The following is a 20,333-nucleotide window of genomic DNA, read 5'->3' as shown; positions in this document are numbered from 1 at the left end:
CCATTTGCATATTTATATAAAGTAAAATGTGAAGGAGGCATCATAATTATGATTACGATCAATCCGCTTGAAGTCGATGGCATGATATTTACTGCAGTAAGTGTAGAACTTCCAAAAACGACGCTGTTAACAATATCCAATGACATCGGATATATTATGTGTGCTGCATTGGACGTGGATATTTTCAATGAGATTCCCAAATTAAAGGAACGTGAAGTGGTTGCAGGCCGAGCTGTTGGGGTACGAACGATTGAACAGCTGCTGCATGCACCGCTGGAAAAAATCACAGATGCTTCAAAGGCCTATGGATGGGAAGTCGGTATGACAGGAAAAGAGGCTCTGCTGAAAATATCGTAGTTAAGAATGTCTTCCAGCCGGGAGACATTTTTGTTTTTGGCTGTTTTCTCAAAGATTGTTGTTTTTCATAAAATATATAAATTGCGAAGTAACTTGATGATGTGCTTTATCTCCACTCCAGAAATACACTGCGCTTTCCGCGGGCTCGCACTAAGCCTCCTCGCTCGCAAAGTTCGCTCTCTGCGGGGTCTTAGCGTCTTCGCTTTCCCGCAGGAGTCTCCGTGTATTTCCTCCGTTGTGATTTGGCTTTCTGTATCAAATTGCTGATATTCGATTATAAGGCTAATTGATTGTAGCGCAGGGCAGTCGACTCCAGCGGGAAAAGCAACGGCTGAAGATCCCGCAGGAAGTGGGTTTCTTCCGAGGAAGCTGAAGCGGTGCCCGCGGAAAGCGACTGCTCGGAGCGGAAATCGGCAGAGTCTGTTACGTCACAGTATCCATCAAATACAAAGTTAGAAATAACAACAATAATTACGAAAAGAGCCTTGTTTTTAGTTTAATTTAGTCGATGGAAAGTGTATTCATTAATATTTTCTTGGCAAATCTCTATGTTTTCTGATACTATTTAATAAGACTATAGTCTCATTTTGTTGAATCATGTCGACGTTAGGGGATCACTATGAAACTTGCGAGTACGAAATCTATTAAGCCTGGAACAATTCTTGCACAGTCTATTTATAATGAGAATAGTGTTGTGCTGCTGGCGAAAGGTATGTCTTTAACTGCCAAGATGATAACTAGGCTATTGGATCAGGGTATAACATACATATATGTAGAAGATGAGTTTACGAATGATATCTACCCAGAGTCCGTTATCCCGGATAGGCTGCGGAGAGAAGCTACAGAGTCACTCAAGAGTACCTTTAAGCAAATCAAACAAGAAGGACCACTTCGGAACTCTTATATATTAAATAAAAATGAGAAGAATCTTGGCAATATCGTGGAGCAGATCCTTGCTGAGATACAAAACAATGAAAAGTCTTTAACCCTTCTTTCGGATATATTTATTTCAGATGACTATATCTTTCAGCATTCGCTTAATGTAGCAATTTATTCCCTGGCGATTGGCGTAAAATTGAACTATTCAAGGAAATCCTTAGTGGAAATCGGAGTCGGAGCCATGCTGCATGACGTCGGTAAGATTTTTATCGATCCGGAGATTTTGAACAAACCAGAACAGTTAACAGACAATGAATTTGAAATCATTAAAAGTCATACACAGATTGGATATGATTATCTGAGGAAGCAATCAGATCTTTCTGCTGTTGTGGCGCACTGTGCCTATCAGCATCATGAACGGTTGGATGGCTCCGGCTACCCGCGTGGAATCTCAGAAAAAGATATGCTGCCGTATGCCAAGCTTATTGGTATTGCTGATGTCTTTGATGCTGTTACAAGCAATCGAATCTATCGGGATGCTATGCTCCCGCATGAAGGCTTGGAAATTCTTTATGCTGGTGCGATGAATCTTTTTGACAAGGAGATGGTCGAGGCATTCAAGAAGAGTATTGCTGTGTATCCGGAAGGCTTGTCTCTTGAGCTTAGTGATGGCAGGCAAGGCATCGTTATCAGACAGAATAAGGAGCTTTGCGACCGGCCAGTCCTTAGAATTGTAAAGGAAAATGGCAAGAAGCTGACAGATACCTATGAGTGCAATCTAGGAAAAGTCGTTAATCTTACAGTAACGTCGGTTTTGACGGATTAACCTATTCCCTTGCTCGAAGCAACAAACCACTAAAAAGACAACTTGGTTTTTAATATTCTAACCCCCTTAAAACAAGCATAAATTGTTTTGAGGGGGTTTTAGGTTTGAGACATAAGCGGCGTTTTCACAAAAAATTTTCATTGCCTCCAAGGAATTATATTTTGTTGCTTACGTTAGTGATTTTTGCAAGCAGTGTGAGCTTCAGCATATGGTTTATCGATAAACGGATTGAACCGGTATTGATGGATATAGCGGAAAGAAAAACAGATGAGTTTGCCACCAGGGCAATCAATTCAGCTGTCCGATTTGCAGAAGAATATAGCTTTGAAGACATGTTAAATATTTCCTATGATAACGAAGGTAATTTTACTACATATAACTGGAATCCATCTGTTATCAGTGAAATTAATCGTGTGGCAACAGATCGCGTGGAAGAATTTTTCCTAAATGTAAACAGGGGTGACCCTATATCCTATGATTACTCCCTCCATGATCCTTATAATTATGGGGAAGGAGCTGAAGGCCGCGCGGAACAGGACCCAACATTGGTGGAAGTGCCGCTCGGACAGGTAACTAATAATACGGTGTTGGCTAATCTTGGCCCGAAAATACCTATCAATCTGGAAATTGTAGGTGCCGTGCGGACAAATATCGTACGGGAGGAAGAGGAATTTGGAATAAATGGGGCATGGGTATCACTGTATATTAATGTGGAAGCAGATGTTCAAATTGTAATTCCCTTTACATCAGAAGTAAAGACAGTGCACACCGAAATTTACCTTGATGGCGGAGCGATTATGGGTAAAGTACCTGATTTTTATGGCGGGGAAGGTGATGGTCCTTCCATTGCAGTTCCGAAAGATGACTTGCAGAGTGAATGAAAATCTTGTATAGTAAGGCTATAATTAAATTATAAACCTTATCAGATCGGTGAGGTAGAGGCGCAGACAATATGAGTAGTCAACTGGAGAATGACAACTGTGATGGTTGATAAAAGGATTGTTTGCCGAAGCGTAATGAGGGTCAGACTTATTATTGCTGGTACATCTTTGAACAGGGGATGCACTGTCATGCTAACGAATGTGCATGGAGAACTACTGATCGAAATGGAGGATAACGTATATTGTAAAAGCAATGATGGGTTATTTTCTGTCGTTGTTTTTTTGTGCTCTTTTTTAGAGTATCAGACGTATGCCCTATAAAAGCATTTCGTACTCAATTCGTTCATTCCCGGCACATTCAAAAAAATTCGTGGAGGTAATCATCAATGGAAGGCACAATTTTTTCGATTATTCCAGCACTGCTAATGCTGATACTTGTAATCTTAACAAGAAAAGTATTACTCTCATTAGGTGCAGGAATTATTGTTGGGGCGTTAATGGTTCATGATTTTAATATTTTAGAATCGATTACAGAAATATGGACTGTTTTTTATCAGATTTTCTATTCGGAGGGAGCCTGGAATACAGGTAATCTGCTATTGCTTGGTTTCCTATTATTGTTAGGTATAATGACAGCATTCCTGCAAGCTTCAGGCGGGAGCAGAACGTTTGGGGAATGGATGATCCAAAGGGTCAAGACACGTACCGGCGCACAGGTGATGACAGGTGTTTTAGGAATAATCATATTTATCGACGATTACTTTAATAGCCTGGCTGTTGGGCAAATAGCAAGACCATTAACAGACCGTCATAATATTTCAAGAGCAAAGCTTGCTTATTTTATTGATTCTACATCGGCACCGGTAACGGTTATCTCGCCGATTTCGAGCTGGGGTGCTTATATTATAGGTATTCTAGGTGGGCTGTTTGCGGCCAATGGAATTACGGATATGAAACCATTGCAAGCATTCATCCAGATGATTCCGCTCAATTTATATGCACTCTCGGCCTTATTGCTCGTATTTATGGTGGCCTATTTGAAAATGGATATCGGACCGATGCGCCGTCATGAGGAACGCGCCATTCGAACTGGTGCTGTATTGAATCCGGAACAGGATAACGTAGCAGGGGACTTAAGCGATACATTCGATCCCCATCCATCCGGGAAGATCTATCACTTGATTGCACCAATCATCGTATTGATTGCAGCCACCGTATTGTCTATGATTATCACAGGTGCAAATGCTAGTGATGGCAATGCAGATATTCTATCGATATTTGCAAACACAAATGTTAATTTATCCTTATTTATTGGCGGGGCAGCAGCCGTGTTCACTTCGCTTATTTTCCATCTCGAATTAGGCAAGCCAAAAGCGAATATAGGAAGAATTTTTGCTGAGGGTATTAAAACGATGCTTCCGGCTATCTATATTCTATTATTAGCTTGGATGATTGGAACCATCATCGGAACACTTGAGACGGGTACCTATTTAGCACAGATTGTAACCAATGCGTCAATCAGCGCGTCCATGATCCCGCTTCTTTTCTTCGTTATCGCTGGATTGATGGCAGTTGCCACTGGAACATCTTGGGGAACATTCGGTATCATGCTGCCGATTGCCGCAGAAGTTGCAATTGTATCTGACATCGACATGCTGCTGCCATCTTTAGCAGCAGTACTTGCCGGGTCTGTTTTTGGGGATCACTGTACACCGATTTCCGATACGACAATTCTATCTTCAACTGGTGCCGGCGCGAACCATATTGACCATGTGCTGACACAATTGCCATATGCATTAATTGCAGCTGGCGTATCGATTATAGGCTATATCCTGATAGGCTTGACAAATACCACGATTATCCCATTGCTCGTTACGCTTGGATTTGTTCTGATCATCGGATTTACCGTTCATACAGTTAAAAATGGAAAAATAAAAAAAGCATAAACCTTGAAAGATAATCTCCCATTGCCTTGATGGGGGATTTTTCTATTCTATCAAACTAATAGCAGTAAATATTATTTTGACATAGTTAAAAAGTACCGTTATAATACAATAAAAATCAGAAAAAATAAAAATATTGAAACATTCTATGTTTCTGATTTTTGAAATAGGATATTAGAGAAGAAGGGGAGGAATATCGATGGAAGCACGTTCTCAGTGGGGGACTAGAGCTGGTTTTATTCTGGCAGCAGTTGGATCGGCTGTTGGGCTGGGTAATATTTGGCGTTTTCCTACAGTCGCATATGAAAATGGAGGAGGAGCGTTTTTCATTCCATATTTATTTGCACTGCTCACAGCAGGAATACCAATTCTGATTATGGAATTTACAATGGGACATAAGTATCGTGGTTCTGCTCCATTATCTTTTAAACGTATGAATAAGAAAACAGAGTGGCTTGGATGGTGGGGCGTTTTAGTAGCATTTGTGATATCTACTTATTACTCTGTCATCATTGCCTGGGCAATATCATATTCTGTTTTTTCAGTTAATTTGAGCTGGGGTGCAGATACAGAGGGCTTCCTATTTGGAGAGTACTTAAATTTATCGGTCGATCCCGGACAGACGGGCAGCTTAGTACCTGGAGTATTGATTCCGTTAATCCTTGTTTGGATTGTTGTACTGGGTATTTTATTTAAAGGAGTCAAAAAGGGAATTGAAATCGCGAATCGAATTTTCATACCTGCATTAGTAATTATTTTTCTTATTATCGTTATTTATGCATTAACACTTCCTGGTGCCTTTACTGGGCTTGAGGCTTTCTTTGCACCAGACTTCAGCAGGATAGCGGATGCGGATGTGTGGGTAGCTGCTTATGGGCAGATATTCTTTAGCCTGTCGATTGCATTTGCCATTATGATTACGTACTCCAGCTATTTGCCGAAAAAATCCGATATCACAAACAACGCGTTTATCGTTGGCTTCGGTAATTCCAGCTTTGAGTTGCTGGCAGGCATTGGTGTCTTTTCGATTTTAGGCTTTATGGCAACATCAGCCGGAGTCGCTGTCGAAGATGTAGTGGCTGGTGGTGTTGGTCTGGCGTTTGTCGTCTTTCCGGCCATCATTAATGAGTTTCCAGTATTTAATGAATTCTTTGGTTTTCTTTTCTTTGCATCACTGGTACTGGCTGGTTTAAGTTCATTAATTTCGATTACAGAGACATATGTTGCCGGACTAGTGGATAAATTCAATATCTCAAGGACGAAGGCTGTATTATTTGGTGGCGGCCTGGCAGCTATCTTATCTTTGCTTTTCGCGACCCAAGGGGGAATGTATTTCCTTGATGCAGCAGATTATTTTATTAACCAATTCGGAGTTGCATTGGTTGGATTGGTCGAAGTCGTCATGGTTGCCTGGGTATTGCGAGAGCTGAAGGGGCTTCAAAACCATGCAAATGAAATCTCAGATATCCGATTAGGGTCATGGTGGACCATCTGCATAAGCATTGTAACACCAATTGTTTTGGGATATATGATGTTTGGTCTTTTCAAACAGAATCTCATGAGGGAATTTGCAGGCGATACTGGTAATTATGAAGGCTATTCAGACACATTTATCCTCTTTGGCGGATGGGCTGTTGCTGCCGCGGCATTGCTAATAGGTATCCTGATTTCATTCAGCAGATGGAAAACTTCAGAAACAATAGAAGAAGAAATCCAAAAGACTGGGGAGGCAAAATAAATGAGTGCTGGAGCAATTATTGTGATGATCCTCGGAATGCTGATTTTATGGGGTGGACTTGCAGCAAGTATTTGGAATGCTATAAGAACAAAATGATTTAAATAAAAGGGCTGTACCGAAAGTTGATTTAAGACTTTTGGTATAGCCCTCTTCTTATTGGTCCTTTTGTTTAGCGATCCGTTCCCACTTTTTCAGATAGGGAAAAGGGTCAAATGACCATTCACTGTACCCATTATCCTTATACATTCCGTAATGTAAGTGTGAGGGGAATTTTCCGGATGTCCCAGGTGGTCCATATCCTGTCGACCCGACACTGCCAAGTACATCTCCCGGCTTCACAACCTGACCGACCTTTATATCCTCACTGAATCCGGTCATATGTGCATAATAGTGGTAGATATTGAATATATCCCTAATTCCAACACGCCACCCGCCATACAAGTTCCAGCCCATCATTTCTATCACCCCATAGGTAGTTGATTTTACAGGCACACCATGGTCTGCGAAGATATCTGTTCCTTCGTGCTGGCGCAGTCCGCCAAAGCCTCTCCTGTCACCCCACGTGCTGCGGAAGCTATAATTATAATCGGTGGATACCGGAAAATCCCTGTCCGTTAAATTGATTTCTTGAAAGGTCTCAAATACTTTAGAGGTATTCATAATGGTTTGAACGGTTAAATCGCGTTTATAGTGATGCCAAAGTGCAATTTTGATATCATCCCTGTCAGGACCATATTCAAGCAGTATCATTGCCATCGTATACAGAACATCTTCTTCATTACTTGGATCAGCAACTCCGTCACCATTACCGTCTTTTCCTTTTCCGCTAAATGTATCAATTACAGTGACATCTTTTAAGAAAGTACTGTTTCCTGGTCCATACCAAATTTCCGGCTGAATGTTTATTGAAATGACTTGCTCAGGATCATCGCTGTTTTGAACATTGCGTTCATAGTTATCAATAGCAGCAAAGTAGTACCAGGGAATCTGTGTCAGTGCCTCTGTCTTTTGGAAGAGAGCCATGCGTTGATCATAGATCGTTTCTTCTGCAAGAATTTTAGCTGGCAGCAATAGTAACAGGACAGTAAATAATGCTAAGGGTACCCGAAAGGGCATTTATCTCACCTCCATATACATTTTATTTTTTGTTCGAGTCGTAATTGGAAAATTATTGTACTGGATTTCCCTGATTTTGACTGCCTTGAGAAGATTTTTGCATCTCTTTAATGATCAGATTAATCGTATTATCATAATTTCGGTTCTCTGATGAAGAATTATGCAGACTTTGAATATCCTGCATTAATGTTTCGTTATCAGATACGTAAATATCAAAATAACTAGGCATGATTGACATGGCTGTTTTTTTGGTGATGTCTGCAGCTTTTTGCTCATCTGTAGCTTCTGAGCGCTCATAAGCAATGAGAACTTCCTGATCTGTAACAAGTGTGGCAACCTCTTCAAAGCCATCGCTTCTTAGAATGATCCTGGTAATCATATCGGCCATTTCATTCCGATCGATTGAAATGGCCTTATCATTATTCTCATCATCGTTTTGGAATTGATCCTTGGTATATCGAACATAGCCTAACTGTGAGTTCATGTCCTGATTAGTCGGTTCCGGGGAATTTCTTGCCGGATCCAGTTCATCTGCAATCTGATCGTTTTTATTCATTGTATTATTTGTCGTGGCACATCCTGTAAGGAATATCGCAGCAGTAAGAAATAGTGTTAGTGTATATAGAAATTTCATCTTTTTTCCTCCTACAAATTAAAGTTTTCCGTTAAAGTTCCTGTTTAGTTTTTATTTTTGTTCCATTTTAGTTACTATTTTAGTTTCTTTAAAAAGCAAAAAATAATGCATGCAATATTTCTGGTTTACGCATCAATTCCTGTGGTAAACTGGAAATAGGCTAAGTGGGGTGAGTTTCTTGATCGAATTGAATGGAAAGAACTATGAAGTCATAGAAGATATAAAAGATGGTTTTCAGGAAGAAGCTTTAAAACTTCGGTATTCCGATATCCTGGCGAAATACGACTATATTGTCGGGGACTGGGGATATGATCAGCTCCGTTTGAAGGGATTCTACAAGGATAAAAATTCAAAGGCGTCGATTGATTCTAAAATTGGCTCATTGGATGATTACTTGCTGGAATACTGTAATTTCGGCTGTGCATATTTTATTTTGAAGAAAGTACCAAAGTAGATAAGAATAAGGACTGGAATTCACGACATCGAACCCAGTCCTTATTTTTATTCCATCGTTTCTTCATCATGAGGAGGATGTGCACCCTCGGCTTGTCTAGGCAATCCATCATGCTGATTCTTATCCGGAAAGACATATGCACTGTCGCGATACTGGCCTTCTAACCACGGGGAGTCCTTTCCAGTAACCTTTTCTTTTTTATGGATGGATGAGCCATAGGAACCTTCTGGGAACTCTTCGGGTATTAACTGATTTTTTTGCCTGTCTACATTACTGAAATCTGAGAATTCCTTGTTATCATCCTTCATCTTTGTTTTGCCACCTTTCTCCACAAAAGGGAGGGATGATTCTGTAATAGTATGTACGGCATTGGAATGTATTATGAAGCCCTAACCAAGTGAAAATGTAAGTGCTCCAAAAAAGCAGCCAATCCAATGGAAAGGCTGCTTTTTCTGATTGTTATTTATAAGTTACTTTTCACAGCGTACATAGCCTCTGTATTTTTTCTCGAGCAGCTTGCCCAGACGGAATAAGGCATCCTCATTGCCATTTGCGCTCATGATTTGAACACTGATTGGCATATTATTCTCATCTAGTCCTATAGGAACAGTTAATGCTGGAAGTCCCCATACGTTGGCATATGCTGCATATGGCATGAACTGCAGAAACGTTTTTCGAACCGAAAAGATTTCCTTAAATACCTGACCGTGAAGTGATGCACCTGAATGGTAGACAGGAAAAATCAGCAAACGATTTTTCAAGTAGCCTGCCAATAATTCATCGCCCTGCTCCAATGTTGCTTCAATTTCACGGATCCGCTTTTTGGAGGGGCGGAACATCTTTGCGCCGATGATAGCCCATGAAAGGTATGGATGTACCTTGGTCCGCTGGGTTAATTTTTCCTTGAAGAAAGAAGTGTAAACATTCGATCGATCATTGTTGTATGCCTCTTTTTCAATTAGCTCGCTACCTTCAACGGACAAGATTTCCTGCCAGATTAAAGAACTGTTTTTGAAATAAGGAGGAATAGCACGCTTTGTTGAATAAGTCTTTTCAAGAAAGGTTTCCAACTGATTCAATAATTCCTTCGTTTTCTCGGATAATGGATAATCGGTATTTCCAGGCAGGATTTCGATTCTAAATTGCTGCAAGGGCTTGGATTTTAAGGATTTACCTGAGAGAATACCATATATTAATTTCATATCCTGTACCGATTTTCCCATTGGTCCGATGGAAAGCATTCGGCTCTGCAGGGGATTGACAGCTTGCGGAAAATGGCCTGCAGAAGATACACTGTACATTCCCGGCCTGAATCCGATAACCCCGTTAAAATGAGAAGGAAACCGGATAGATCCCCCAATATCAGAACCAATGCCAGCAGCAGCTCCACCGACTGCCAGGAGTGCACCTTCACCACCACTGGAGCCACCGGCCGTCCGCTCCAGATCCCAAGGGTTATTTGTTCTGCCGTATAATTTATTATCTGTTTCCTGACAAAAACATAGAGCAGGTGTATTTGTTTTACCCAATATAATAGCGCCGGCATTTTTAAGCAGGCTGACAACCTCTGCATCTTCTTTGGAAATCAGGTCCTGCCGATGCTCGAGCCCGCCAGTCGTTTTCATGCCTAATACATTTAAAGATTCTTTCATACTGATTGGCACACCGTGCAACGGTCCTTTTATCTGATTTTTTTCAAGCATGGCATCGAGTTCCTTCGCTTCTTCCAATGCTTTATCGAAGCGTTCCTCGACCATTCCATTAATCTCCGGATTTACTCTCATAATATGTTCGATATATGTATGAACAACATCCACGCTCGTCAGTTCACCATTTCGGATGGCATTTCCCAAACTGGTTGCATCCATGTCTATGATCAATCTAGCTTCCATTTCCTACCCCTCGTTAAACGTATTGTTAATTTTAAATATATCATGTTTTAGCTTATAATCAATAAAGATTATGATATGATAAAATTATAGGCAGATATTGGGGGTAATATGTATGTATTTTGTAGATCGCAGCAAGATTGAACAAGTGCTATCCTTTATGAAAAAAATATTGAATGAAGTGAAAAAAGAATCATCATATACGGAGTTTAAGGATAAACTAAGCCTGGAGCGAATGGTTCATGTCCTGATTGAATCCACACTGGATGTCGGTAACATGATGATAGACGGATTTATCATGAGGGACCCTGGCAGCTTTGAAGATATCATTGATATCCTTGTTGATGAAAAAGTCTTGCCGCAAGAAGAAGAAGCAGCATATAAATCATTTATCGGGCTTCGAAAAATGCTGATCAATAACTATACAGAAGTCGATCATGCTGTATTGCTTGATAAGATGAATGAACATTTGGATGTTCTGGACCGTTTCAGTGTCCATATTGGACTATACTTGGATAACGAACTTGAAGTAGTGAATGCCTTCTCTAATGAGTGAAGGGTATGATATAAGTTTAGTGAAAAAGAAGATTGAAAATAACTATTTCCACGGGAAGATGAGCAAATCATCTTCTTTTTGGTTCGAGGAGTGTCTTACATGAAGAAGTATAAAGGTTATTTAATTGATTTGGACGGGACAATGTATCGTGGTACGGAATCAATTGAGGGGGCAGCAGAATTTGTGGATGAGCTTTCCGGTAAAGGCATCCCATATTTGTTTGTTACGAATAATTCCTCTAAGACGCAGGAGGATGTATCGAATAAATTAAATTCAATGGGAATTGCCGCATCGCCGGATCAAGTGGTGACAACGAGCCTGGCAACGGCAAACTATATCCGGTCCAGAAAGGAAAATGCTCGCTGCTTTGTTATTGGAGAAGAAGGGCTTGTCCAGGCCCTGGAATCGGCCGGCATGACAATTGCTGAATCGGAGTGCGATTTCGTCGTGACGGGAATCGATCGGCAAGTGACGTATGAAAAATTTACAAAGGCCTGTCTGGAAGTGCGAAATGGTGCACGGTTTATTTCCACAAACAGTGATATAGCTATTCCGACAGAAAGGGGACTGCTCCCGGGAAATGGGGCATTGACATCTGTTGTTACTGTAAGCACAGGGCAGTCACCAACTTTTATTGGTAAACCCGAGGCAATCATCATGGAGGAGGCACTTGCCATTTTAGGGCTAGCAAAAGAAGAAACCTTGATGGTTGGAGATAACTATCATACGGATATAACGGCAGGTATTCATGCAGGTATGGATACTCTAATGGTATTTACCGGTGTCACCCCATTTGAAGAACTGGAAAGATTGAGCATACCGCCAACACATTATGTTCATGATTTAAGAGAATGGATCGGGAGCATGTAAAAGAATTATCGAAAGGGGCAGGATTATCTTTGCTTCTTTGTTGGAAATACTCAGCGTCAATAACAGAAAACACACAGCAGCTTTATGACATCCTTCATAATGAAATTCAGTTTTGGGGAGTCATTGGGAGTGTGCTGTGTGTTTTTTATTTCATATTAGTGTTGGAAAAAGCTATAAAATGACGATTTCATCTTGATGATAAATGTCATGCATCCACTTCATCCAGGTCTTCTGCATCGCTGTGCGCCAATCTGCTGGAGGCCGCAGCGGCTATCGCACCAACAATATCGTCCAGGAAAGTATGAATTTCTCCACTGGATTTGTCATTTAATTTTTTCAGGATTCCCGGTTTTTGTTTATCGATGTAACCAAAATTAGTAAGGCCAATCGATCCATATACATTCACAATAGATAAGGCAATGACCTCATCTACACCATACAGGCCTTCATCAATCTCGATTGTTTTTTGCAATGGCTGAGCAAGTTTTTTCTGTTCAGCGAGAACATCCAATTCAATTCCTGTTAAGATTGCATTTTGCACTTCCCGTTTTGACAGAACACGGTCCACGTTATGACGGCATTCATGCATCGTCAAATTCTCATGGTACTGTGACTGCAAATAATAGACCAGTTCAGCAATATCATCGAGCTCTACACCACGCTGCGTGAGTAACTGTCTTGCCTTAACCTCTAGTTCGCTTTTATTTGTATATTTCTCCATAAGATCACCTTTTCGTTTTTTTAGTTAAATTATCTTTCATCTATTCATACACATGTATTAAAGAAGAAAAAAGGGGTGATTGCTTTGCCTTTACGAGAGATGCTGAATATCCATTATCGTATCCATACGGAAGATAAATTATTTTTAGGCGATAAGGAAGGATATAGACAGGGGGATAGCATCTATTTTACCATTTCAGGAGAGAACAGGGAAACGATACTGTTGGAGCAGGCAGCTCTTTCTTATTATCTAAAGGAAAATGATCTTGAAATGCTGGCAGTACCAATCCCAAACGCGGCAGGGGAATGGTTCACAAATTTTGCGGACAATAGCTGGATGGTCATGCAAGTGCAGCATTTATCCAAACAGAATGGTAAAACAAAAGGAATCCAGTTAGCGGAATTACATCAGACTGGTGCCAGTTTTAACTATGAGCCAAAATCAATTTCCAGTTATGGACAGTGGAAAGAATTGTGGATTGAAAAAATAACCGCGTTTGAAGGTAGAATAGAAAGCAATGCTTGGGAAACGCCATCAGAATATTATAGGCTGCTGATGGATTTCCTTCCATATTTGATCGGAATCAGCGAAAATGCTATCCAATACCTTCAGGAAAGTGAGCGGGAGCAGCGTATCCTCCAGTCGGATCAAGGAACAACGACTTTTATCCGGTATGATGGGAATGCCAATCAAACGATTATTTGGGCAGATCAGCTGATGTATGATCATCCTTCAAGAGACATTGCTGAATATATACGTTCCGTTTTCCTGAAAAATGACCGCCATGAAAAGATTATCCGATTTCTGAATGATTATCAGACCATCTCACCACTTTCAGTATTCGGATGGCGCCTCCTATACGCCCGGTTACTATTTCCAATTCACATCTTTGACTTTATTGAGCGTGGATTTGACTCGCCAAATGAAACTGAATTGCAGCAAATGATTGAGATTCAGACAGACTATCAGAAGCAATTGCGTGATTTTTATAAATTTTCAGGGGTCGATACTGCGCGCTGGGGGATTCCTGTGGTAAACTGGTTGTAAAAGATGTCAAAAGAGGCGATTATATGGGAAAACCAGCCATTTATATTACGAGGAAAGTACCGGAAGATTTGCTGTCGAAGTATGAAAATCAATTTTCAATCAAGATGTGGGAGAAAGAGGATGAAAGGGTACCGAGAGGAATTTTATTAAAAGAGGCTGAATCTGTTGATGGTTTATTGACAGTGCTTAGTGATCAGATTGATGAAGATCTTTTGACAAATGCCGCCAATTTAAAGGTTGTCGCCAATTTGGCGGTGGGGTATGACAATATTGACTTGTCTGCTGCCGATAAACATGGGGTTGTTATTACAAATACCCCAGACGTGCTGTCAGAGACGACCGCAGATCTTGGATTTGCACTCTTAATGGCGACAGCAAGACGGATTGTCGAGGCGAATGAGTTTGTAAAAAAAGATAAGTGGAAAGAATGGGCACCATATTTACTTGCTGGCACAGATATCCATCATCAGACTATCGGAATTCTCGGTATGGGAAGAATTGGTGAAGCTATCGCCAGACGGGCCGCGGGATTCAATATGAACATTCGGTATCACAACCGCTCACGGAAGATGGAAGCGGAAAAGAATTTAGGGGCAGTTTATTCTAGCTTTGAAGATCTGCTGACAGAATCTGATTTTATTGTTTCTGTTGTTCCATTAACCGAAGAGACAGCAAATATTTTTAATAAAAAGGCTTTTGAAATGATGAAATCAAGTGCAATTTTTATTAATATATCACGCGGAGCAGTCGTAGATGAAGCAGCATTGCTAGAGGCATTGAAAAGTGGCGAAATTAAAGGGGCAGGTCTTGATGTGTTCCGTGAAGAACCCGCTGGCTCAGAAAATCCTCTTGTTGGTCTTCAGAACGTTGTCTGTTTACCGCATATTGGATCTGCAAGCGTCGACACCCGTACAACCATGATTAAGCTTTGCTTGGAAAATATAAATGGTGTTATCAGCGGAAATGGAGCGAAGACACCTGTAAAATAGCCCATTAAAAAAGGCAGACAATAACATTTGTCTGCCTTCTGATATATAAAGTTCTTTAGAATACCTGTTCAATCTCTCTTACTCCAGGAACTTCTGCCATCAAGGCACGTTCGATTCCTGCTTTTAATGTAATGGTAGAACTTGGGCAGTTTCCGCATGCACCCATGAGACGAAGCAGAACGACACCATCATCATCCACATCGATTAACTCCACATCTCCACCGTCACGTAGTAAGAATGGACGTAATTTATTCAATACTTCCTGTACTTGCTCTTGCATGATCCACCTACTCCTTTCCATACTTTCATTATAAATTGAATTCGATTAAAAATCTATCTGAAATTATTTATTCATATACGGTCATTTATATTTTATCTTTATATAAAGATTTTGTAAAATAAAAGAAACTACACAAAAAAATGAAGGCAGGACCGTTTAAGTGAAAAATCGAACCATTGAATGAAGCGGTATTCACCGGTTTACAGAAGGGGGTCAGAAAGTGGATAATGAAAAAGTGATGATAACTGTCTATGGGGCAGAGCAGATTTGCGCCAGCTGTGTTGGAGCTCCCGGGTCGAAGGATACATACGAATGGCTGCAGGCTGCAATTGGGAGAAAGTATATTGATGATGCAATTACATATGAATATATTGATATCAATCAGCCTCCCGATGAGGAAAAACACAAACAATTCGTCGAACAGATAGTGGAAGAGGATCTATTCTACCCGATTGTTTTTGTCAACGATGAAATGGTCGCAGAAGGGATACCTCAATTGAAGACAATCTATAAATCCTTGGATAAACACGGCATCCGACTACAGGTATAAAAGAAAGCAGGGAATGATAATGGAAATACCTTTTATCAAAATGCATGGACTTGGTAATAATTATATATATATTGATTTATTTCAGCATCAATTGGATGAAAATCTGCTATCAAATATTGCAGAGAAGGTGTCAAACGTAAATACAGGAATCGGATCAGATGGCATGATATTGATTCATCCCAGTGAACATGCAGATCTTGGTATGAGGATATTCAATAAGGATGGCTCTGAAGGCAAAAGCTGCGGCAATGGGTTACGCTGTACCGCAAAATACGCTTATGAACATGGTATCATTTCAAAAGAAAAATTCACGATTGAAACAAAAGCAAATATTGTGGAGTCGGAAGTTCTGCTTGCAGATGGTCAGGTTCAGGAAATAACAATCAATATGGGAGCACCGCTGCTGCGCCGTATGGACATTCCGATGATGGGTAATGATGATTCACAGGTGGTATCTGAACCATTTATCGTGAACGGCAAGAAGCTGGAAGTGACAGCTGTGTCTATGGGAAATCCTCATGCAGTATTCTTTGTGGATAATATTCATGATGCACCATTGCATGAACTGGGACCTGTAATTGAAAAGGATATGCGATTCCCGGAAGGAGTCAATGTTGAGTTTATCGAAGTGGTGTCAGCCAATGAAATAAATTTCGCCGTATGGGAACGTGGATCCGGTATAACACAGGCATGCGGTACAGGTGCATGCGCATCTGTTGTCGCTGCCATTTTAAATCAACAAGTGAACCGAGATGAGGATGTGATTGTCCATCTTGCCGGCGGAGATCTAACCATTAAATGGGATGAAAAAGGGGATGTCTGGATGACTGGTGGAGCAGATGTGATTGCAGAGGGAGTCTACCAATATCAAATAGTTGAATAACACGATTTCTATTTGTATACTTAGAGTAGTAATAAAAGGAGGAGGTCCGTCATAATGGTCATTAATATTACGGATAATGCCAGCACCCAAATCAAAGAGATGATGAAGGAAGAATCAGAAAATGTGCATTTTCGCTTTGGTATCAAAGGCGGCGGCTGCAGCGGATTATCCTATTCAATGGGCTTTGATTACGATATAAACGATGAACTGGATGTAACGTCTGAAATAAACGGAATACCAGTTGTACTTTTCAACCAGGATATCCCGATCATAGAAGGAACGACAATTGATTTTAAGCAAAACATGATGGGCGGGGGATTCAGTATTGATAACCCGAATGCTATCGTATCATGTGGTTGTGGATCATCCTTCCGTACGGCTACAAACGTAGGCGCACCAGGGGATTGTTAATAGAAACCGGAGTGTAACGAATACGCTCCGGTTTTTTGCTGGAGAAGTATGGAAGCAAGCCCGTGGTCAGTGTGGGTCGAAACGAATGCAGTAGCTCGGGCTGGGTGCGGAGCGTGTGGTGTGCTCGGCGGAGTGTGCTGTTTTGAAGGTGGTTTGCGCATTCGAGGCTTTGATCACTGTCGCACTTGAGTGATTTACTGTCCGAATTCAAGGAAATTCAGGCTGGGGACAACAGTAAAATATCGATCTGAAAGTGATAGCCATTCTTCCATGGAAGGCGCAGATCATGAAAGAAATGATAATCCTGTTCAACGAAGTTCAGGTGGTAAAGCAATGACCGTTCTCCATGATAACCTGCATAAGCGATGCGGAGATCTTCTTCTATACGATTACGTGCGGGATGGTCGGGAGGCAGTCTGCTCAGTAGCGATTCTTTTTAACGAATGGAAAAAGGAAAGGAATAATCTTTCTGATTAAACAATGTATCACTCAATGTATGAATTATATAAAGATTCGCTGTTTCTCTTCCAAGATCCTTCTCTTATAGCAAAGAAATTGAGAATTAAAAACGGAACGGCTGCAGCACTATTGCTTCTATCAAATTTTCGTTCTTTTCATTCCTTTCTTTCTTTCTTTCTTTTTAACTTGCAGCTGATAAAAAAAAGACCTCCCAGTGCCCGAGGCTGCTGAAAGGTCTGTCTCCAGTAAATTTGTAGCCCTTAAAACATGGCTGTAGAATGCTTTGGCTGAATACGTGCTTTTGGATCGATATAATTTTTGGCATTATTAATGGCTGTTGGACCTTCGCCGAAGCCCGTTACAATCAATTTGACTTTTCCTTCATAGGTGCAAATATCACCTGCTGCGTATATTCCTGGGATATTTGTTTCCATTTTTGTGTTGACAAGGATGCTGTTTTTTTCAATGTCAATTCCCCATTCCTTGATTGGACCAAGACTTGAAATAAAGCCATAGTTGCAGATAATATCATCTACTTCAAGTTCCAGTTTTCTTTCACCCTTTACTTCATCGAGGATGATCTTGTCAATTTTATCGGAAATGATAATGTCTGAAGGTGTAAATGGTGTCAGCACCTCTACAGAAGATGCCATTAATTGCTCCACACTATGTTCATGGGCACGGAATTGATCGCGGCGATGAACGAGTTTAACACTTTTTGCAACCTTCTCCAGCATGAGAGCCCAGTCAACAGCAGAATCTCCGCCGCCTAGCAGTACGACATTTTTGTCTTTGTACTGGTCCATGTCTTTGACATAATAATGCAGATTTTTGCCCTCAAAGCTTTCACTTTCACCGAGATTAAGCCGGCGTGGCTGGAATGCACCGTTTCCGGCAGTAATGATGATGGTTTTTGTATAATGAACTTCTCCTGTACTGGACGTCATTTTAAAGGAATTATCTTCAAGGCGTTCCAATTTGTCCACTGCCTGTCCAAGTACAATTTCCGGATCGAACATACTTGCCTGTTCCTCGAGCCTGTCCACGAGTTCTTGCGCCCGGACCTTTGGAAATCCTGCGACATCATAAATATATTTTTCCGGATACAGGGCAGTCAATTGTCCGCCTGTATGTGGTAAGCTCTCAATAATTTTGACACTTGCCTGGCGCATTCCACCATAAAAAGCAGTGAATAATCCTGTAGGACCAGCACCAATAATAGTAATATCATATATTTTTTCAGACATAGCAAACCCTCATTTCTATCAATAAATTTTCCATTCCCATCGTACCACAAACCCTGAGAGCATGGTATTATTGCAAACTTTTTTAAGACCGATCCTATATTTTGAAAACAATTAAAATTGGAAAAGAGGGCTTTGGGGTTGAATTACTTATGCAGAAAGGCTAATATGGGTAGGTATATTTTACAGAATGATTACAAATAGATGATAATTTGGTTACTTTTAATATATTGATAGGTTGTTTGCAAATAAGGACATCAGAGAAAGAGAATGATGGAAACAGAAAATGGAGTAGTGAGAAATATGAAAAAACCACATATAGTTATCCTGGGAGCGGGATATGGAGGGATGATGACTGCTGCAAAACTGCAAAAGAGCATGAAAGCAAATGAAGCAGTCATTACCCTCGTTAACAACAATGATTACCATTACCAGACGACATGGCTGCATGAAAATGCTGCAGGAACACTTCATCATGAGCGCACTAAAATTAAGATTAAGGATGTCATTGATTCGAGAAAGATTGAGTTGGTATTGGATGAGGTTATATGTATTAAGCCAGAAGAGAAATTGGTCAAGCTGGCGAAGCAGGAACTGACATATGATTATCTCGTTATTGGATTGGGGTTTGAACCAGCAACATTTGGAATTCCTGGACTTGAAGAAAATTCATTTAGCATTGGAAACATAAATAATGCCCGTGCTATCAGGGAGCATCTTGATTATAATTTCGCCAGTTATCATAATGAGTCGGAGAAGAATGCTGCCCGTCTTAATATTGTAATCGGCGGAGGGGGATTTACTGGAATCGAATTTGCCGGGGAATTGGCAAATCGTATACCTCAGCTTTGCAAGGAGTACGATATCGAGAAAACCCAAGTGCGTTTAATTGTCCTTGAAGGAGCATCAACGGTTCTTCCAGGATTTGATGAGAAGCTTGTAGCCTATGCCATGAACTCATTGGCTTCAAGAGGCGTGGAATTCATTAATGAGGCACTATTGCAAGAATGCAACAGTGACAGCATTGTTTTTGAAAAGGACGGAAAACGGACGGAACTTCCAACGATGACTACCATTTGGGCTGCAGGAATTCGTGCAAATACAGTTGTGGAGAAATCAGGATTCAGGACAAATAGCGGCAAAGTGGAGGTACAAAGCGACATGTCTACTCCAGACTTTGACGATGTTTTCGTGATTGGTGATTGTTCGCTCATCTTGGACCATGACACCGGGAGACCATTACCTTCAACTGCCCAAATTGCAATACAGCAGGCAGAAATCGTTGCACATAATGTAAAGGCAAAGGTTAGAGGCTGGAAACTGAAAACATTTGTGCCCAACCCTCTCGGAACAATTGCATCACTAGGAAATGATGATGCAATTGCTGTCGTTTCAGGCCGCCGATTATTTGGCTGGAAGGCATCGGTCATGAAGAAAATGAGTGATAACCGCTATCTTCTTAAGCTTGGTGGTCTTGGTCTTTTGATGAGAAAAGGTAAGTTTAATTTCTTTTATTGATATTTAGTTTGGACAATAAAGCAAAGGCAGGCGTACTGCCTTTGCTTTTCCATTGTTTTATTATAGAATTACAGATGTAACTTTACAT

General features: G+C 40.7%; 23 protein-coding genes and 1 riboswitch. Of the genes, 16 read left to right on the top strand and 7 right to left on the bottom strand.

Features of this window, described 5'->3' with window-relative positions:
* Nucleotides 1-48: 48 nt before the first annotated feature.
* From OMHG_RS00610 to OMHG_RS18155, 6 genes are all read left to right on the top strand, one after another.
* The gene (locus tag OMHG_RS00610) at nucleotides 49-357 is read left to right on the top strand and encodes a YunC family protein (protein ID WP_010647357.1); all 309 of its coding nucleotides are present in this window, start codon (nucleotides 49-51) and stop codon (nucleotides 355-357) included.
* Nucleotides 358-976: 619 nt separating this feature from the next.
* Entirely contained in the window at nucleotides 977-2,062 is a 1,086-nt protein-coding gene (locus OMHG_RS00605; protein ID WP_010647356.1) for an HD-GYP domain-containing protein, read from the top strand.
* Nucleotides 2,063-2,166: 104 nt separating this feature from the next.
* A complete protein-coding gene (yunB, locus tag OMHG_RS00600) occupies nucleotides 2,167-2,943 on the top strand; it encodes a sporulation protein YunB (RefSeq protein WP_010647354.1) in 777 nt (258 codons plus the stop codon).
* 47 nt (nucleotides 2,944-2,990) lie between these two features.
* A riboswitch (Lysine riboswitch) is annotated at nucleotides 2,991-3,167 on the top strand.
* Between the two features lie 162 nt (nucleotides 3,168-3,329).
* A complete protein-coding gene (locus OMHG_RS00595; RefSeq protein WP_010647352.1) occupies nucleotides 3,330-4,889 on the top strand; it encodes a Na+/H+ antiporter NhaC family protein in 1,560 nt (519 codons plus the stop codon).
* A 196-nt stretch (nucleotides 4,890-5,085) separates the two neighbouring features.
* The gene (locus OMHG_RS00590) at nucleotides 5,086-6,624 is read left to right on the top strand and encodes a sodium-dependent transporter (RefSeq protein ID WP_010647350.1); all 1,539 of its coding nucleotides are present in this window, start codon (nucleotides 5,086-5,088) and stop codon (nucleotides 6,622-6,624) included.
* On the top strand, nucleotides 6,625-6,720 hold the full coding sequence (locus OMHG_RS18155) for a methionine/alanine import family NSS transporter small subunit (protein ID WP_147628986.1): 96 nt from the start codon (nucleotides 6,625-6,627) through the stop codon (nucleotides 6,718-6,720).
* Between the two features lie 57 nt (nucleotides 6,721-6,777).
* Here the strand turns inward: OMHG_RS18155 and OMHG_RS00585 are convergent, their stop codons facing one another.
* Nucleotides 6,778-7,740 carry a M23 family metallopeptidase gene (locus OMHG_RS00585; RefSeq protein WP_010647348.1) on the bottom strand — a complete coding sequence of 321 codons (963 nt, stop codon included), beginning with the start codon at nucleotides 7,738-7,740 and terminating at the stop codon, nucleotides 6,778-6,780.
* Nucleotides 7,741-7,792: 52 nt separating this feature from the next.
* Entirely contained in the window at nucleotides 7,793-8,374 is a 582-nt protein-coding gene (locus OMHG_RS00580; RefSeq protein WP_010647347.1) for a YhcN/YlaJ family sporulation lipoprotein, read from the bottom strand.
* 178 nt (nucleotides 8,375-8,552) lie between these two features.
* On the opposite strand from OMHG_RS00580, the gene OMHG_RS00575 reads away from it, so the two are divergent.
* Nucleotides 8,553-8,828, top strand: a complete 276-nt coding sequence (locus tag OMHG_RS00575; protein WP_010647345.1) for a YutD family protein — start codon at nucleotides 8,553-8,555, stop codon at nucleotides 8,826-8,828.
* Nucleotides 8,829-8,875: 47 nt separating this feature from the next.
* On the opposite strand, the gene OMHG_RS00570 is transcribed toward OMHG_RS00575, so the two are convergent.
* Nucleotides 8,876-9,136: a hypothetical protein gene (locus tag OMHG_RS00570; RefSeq protein ID WP_010647342.1), complete on the bottom strand. Its 261-nt coding sequence runs from the start codon at nucleotides 9,134-9,136 to the stop codon at nucleotides 8,876-8,878.
* Nucleotides 9,137-9,298: 162 nt separating this feature from the next.
* Nucleotides 9,299-10,720, bottom strand: coding sequence for an amidase (locus tag OMHG_RS00565; RefSeq protein ID WP_010647340.1), 1,422 nt, complete (start codon nucleotides 10,718-10,720; stop codon nucleotides 9,299-9,301).
* A gap of 112 nt (nucleotides 10,721-10,832) precedes the next feature.
* Between OMHG_RS00565 and OMHG_RS00560 the strand changes: the two genes are divergently transcribed.
* Together OMHG_RS00560 and OMHG_RS00555 are read left to right on the top strand one after the other, a co-directional pair.
* Nucleotides 10,833-11,273: a DUF86 domain-containing protein gene (locus OMHG_RS00560; protein ID WP_010647338.1), complete on the top strand. Its 441-nt coding sequence runs from the start codon at nucleotides 10,833-10,835 to the stop codon at nucleotides 11,271-11,273.
* A 99-nt stretch (nucleotides 11,274-11,372) separates the two neighbouring features.
* Nucleotides 11,373-12,143, top strand: coding sequence for a TIGR01457 family HAD-type hydrolase (locus tag OMHG_RS00555; protein ID WP_010647337.1), 771 nt, complete (start codon nucleotides 11,373-11,375; stop codon nucleotides 12,141-12,143).
* A gap of 205 nt (nucleotides 12,144-12,348) precedes the next feature.
* Here OMHG_RS00555 and OMHG_RS00550 read toward each other — a convergent pair whose 3' ends face one another.
* Nucleotides 12,349-12,864, bottom strand: coding sequence for a phosphatidylglycerophosphatase A family protein (locus OMHG_RS00550; RefSeq protein WP_010647336.1), 516 nt, complete (start codon nucleotides 12,862-12,864; stop codon nucleotides 12,349-12,351).
* A gap of 84 nt (nucleotides 12,865-12,948) precedes the next feature.
* On the opposite strand from OMHG_RS00550, the gene OMHG_RS18550 reads away from it, so the two are divergent.
* On the top strand, nucleotides 12,949-13,911 hold the full coding sequence (locus OMHG_RS18550) for a protein kinase family protein (protein ID WP_010647335.1): 963 nt from the start codon (nucleotides 12,949-12,951) through the stop codon (nucleotides 13,909-13,911).
* Nucleotides 13,912-13,934: 23 nt separating this feature from the next.
* Entirely contained in the window at nucleotides 13,935-14,900 is a 966-nt protein-coding gene (locus OMHG_RS00540; protein WP_010647334.1) for a 2-hydroxyacid dehydrogenase, read from the top strand.
* A 55-nt stretch (nucleotides 14,901-14,955) separates the two neighbouring features.
* Here the strand turns inward: OMHG_RS00540 and OMHG_RS00535 are convergent, their stop codons facing one another.
* A complete protein-coding gene (locus tag OMHG_RS00535) occupies nucleotides 14,956-15,180 on the bottom strand; it encodes a NifU family protein (RefSeq protein ID WP_010647333.1) in 225 nt (74 codons plus the stop codon).
* Nucleotides 15,181-15,400: 220 nt separating this feature from the next.
* Here OMHG_RS00535 and OMHG_RS00530 point away from each other — a divergent pair, with 220 nt between their 5' ends.
* The 4 genes from OMHG_RS00530 (at nucleotide 15,401) to OMHG_RS19500 (ending at nucleotide 17,501) form a co-directional block, all read left to right on the top strand.
* On the top strand, nucleotides 15,401-15,730 hold the full coding sequence (locus tag OMHG_RS00530) for a YuzD family protein (RefSeq protein ID WP_010647332.1): 330 nt from the start codon (nucleotides 15,401-15,403) through the stop codon (nucleotides 15,728-15,730).
* A gap of 16 nt (nucleotides 15,731-15,746) precedes the next feature.
* On the top strand, nucleotides 15,747-16,613 hold the full coding sequence (gene dapF, locus OMHG_RS00525) for a diaminopimelate epimerase (RefSeq protein ID WP_044476717.1): 867 nt from the start codon (nucleotides 15,747-15,749) through the stop codon (nucleotides 16,611-16,613).
* 54 nt (nucleotides 16,614-16,667) lie between these two features.
* Complete coding sequence (locus OMHG_RS00520; protein ID WP_010647329.1) at nucleotides 16,668-17,024, top strand: HesB/IscA family protein; 357 nt, start codon at nucleotides 16,668-16,670, stop codon at nucleotides 17,022-17,024.
* Between the two features lie 189 nt (nucleotides 17,025-17,213).
* Complete coding sequence (locus OMHG_RS19500; protein ID WP_237566121.1) at nucleotides 17,214-17,501, top strand: hypothetical protein; 288 nt, start codon at nucleotides 17,214-17,216, stop codon at nucleotides 17,499-17,501.
* A 242-nt stretch (nucleotides 17,502-17,743) separates the two neighbouring features.
* On the opposite strand, the gene OMHG_RS00515 is transcribed toward OMHG_RS19500, so the two are convergent.
* Nucleotides 17,744-18,730, bottom strand: coding sequence for an NAD(P)/FAD-dependent oxidoreductase (locus tag OMHG_RS00515; protein WP_010647328.1), 987 nt, complete (start codon nucleotides 18,728-18,730; stop codon nucleotides 17,744-17,746).
* 300 nt (nucleotides 18,731-19,030) lie between these two features.
* Here OMHG_RS00515 and OMHG_RS00510 point away from each other — a divergent pair, with 300 nt between their 5' ends.
* The gene (locus OMHG_RS00510) at nucleotides 19,031-20,245 is read left to right on the top strand and encodes an NAD(P)/FAD-dependent oxidoreductase (RefSeq protein WP_044476716.1); all 1,215 of its coding nucleotides are present in this window, start codon (nucleotides 19,031-19,033) and stop codon (nucleotides 20,243-20,245) included.
* Nucleotides 20,246-20,333: the final 88 nt, after the last annotated feature.

The sequence above is a fragment of the Oceanobacillus massiliensis str. N'diop genome, from assembly GCF_000285495.1.
GTDB lineage: Bacteria > Bacillota > Bacilli > Bacillales > Amphibacillaceae > Oceanobacillus > Oceanobacillus massiliensis.
Note: the sequence above shows the minus strand (reverse complement) of the source record. Positions and strands in the feature narration are given on the sequence as shown.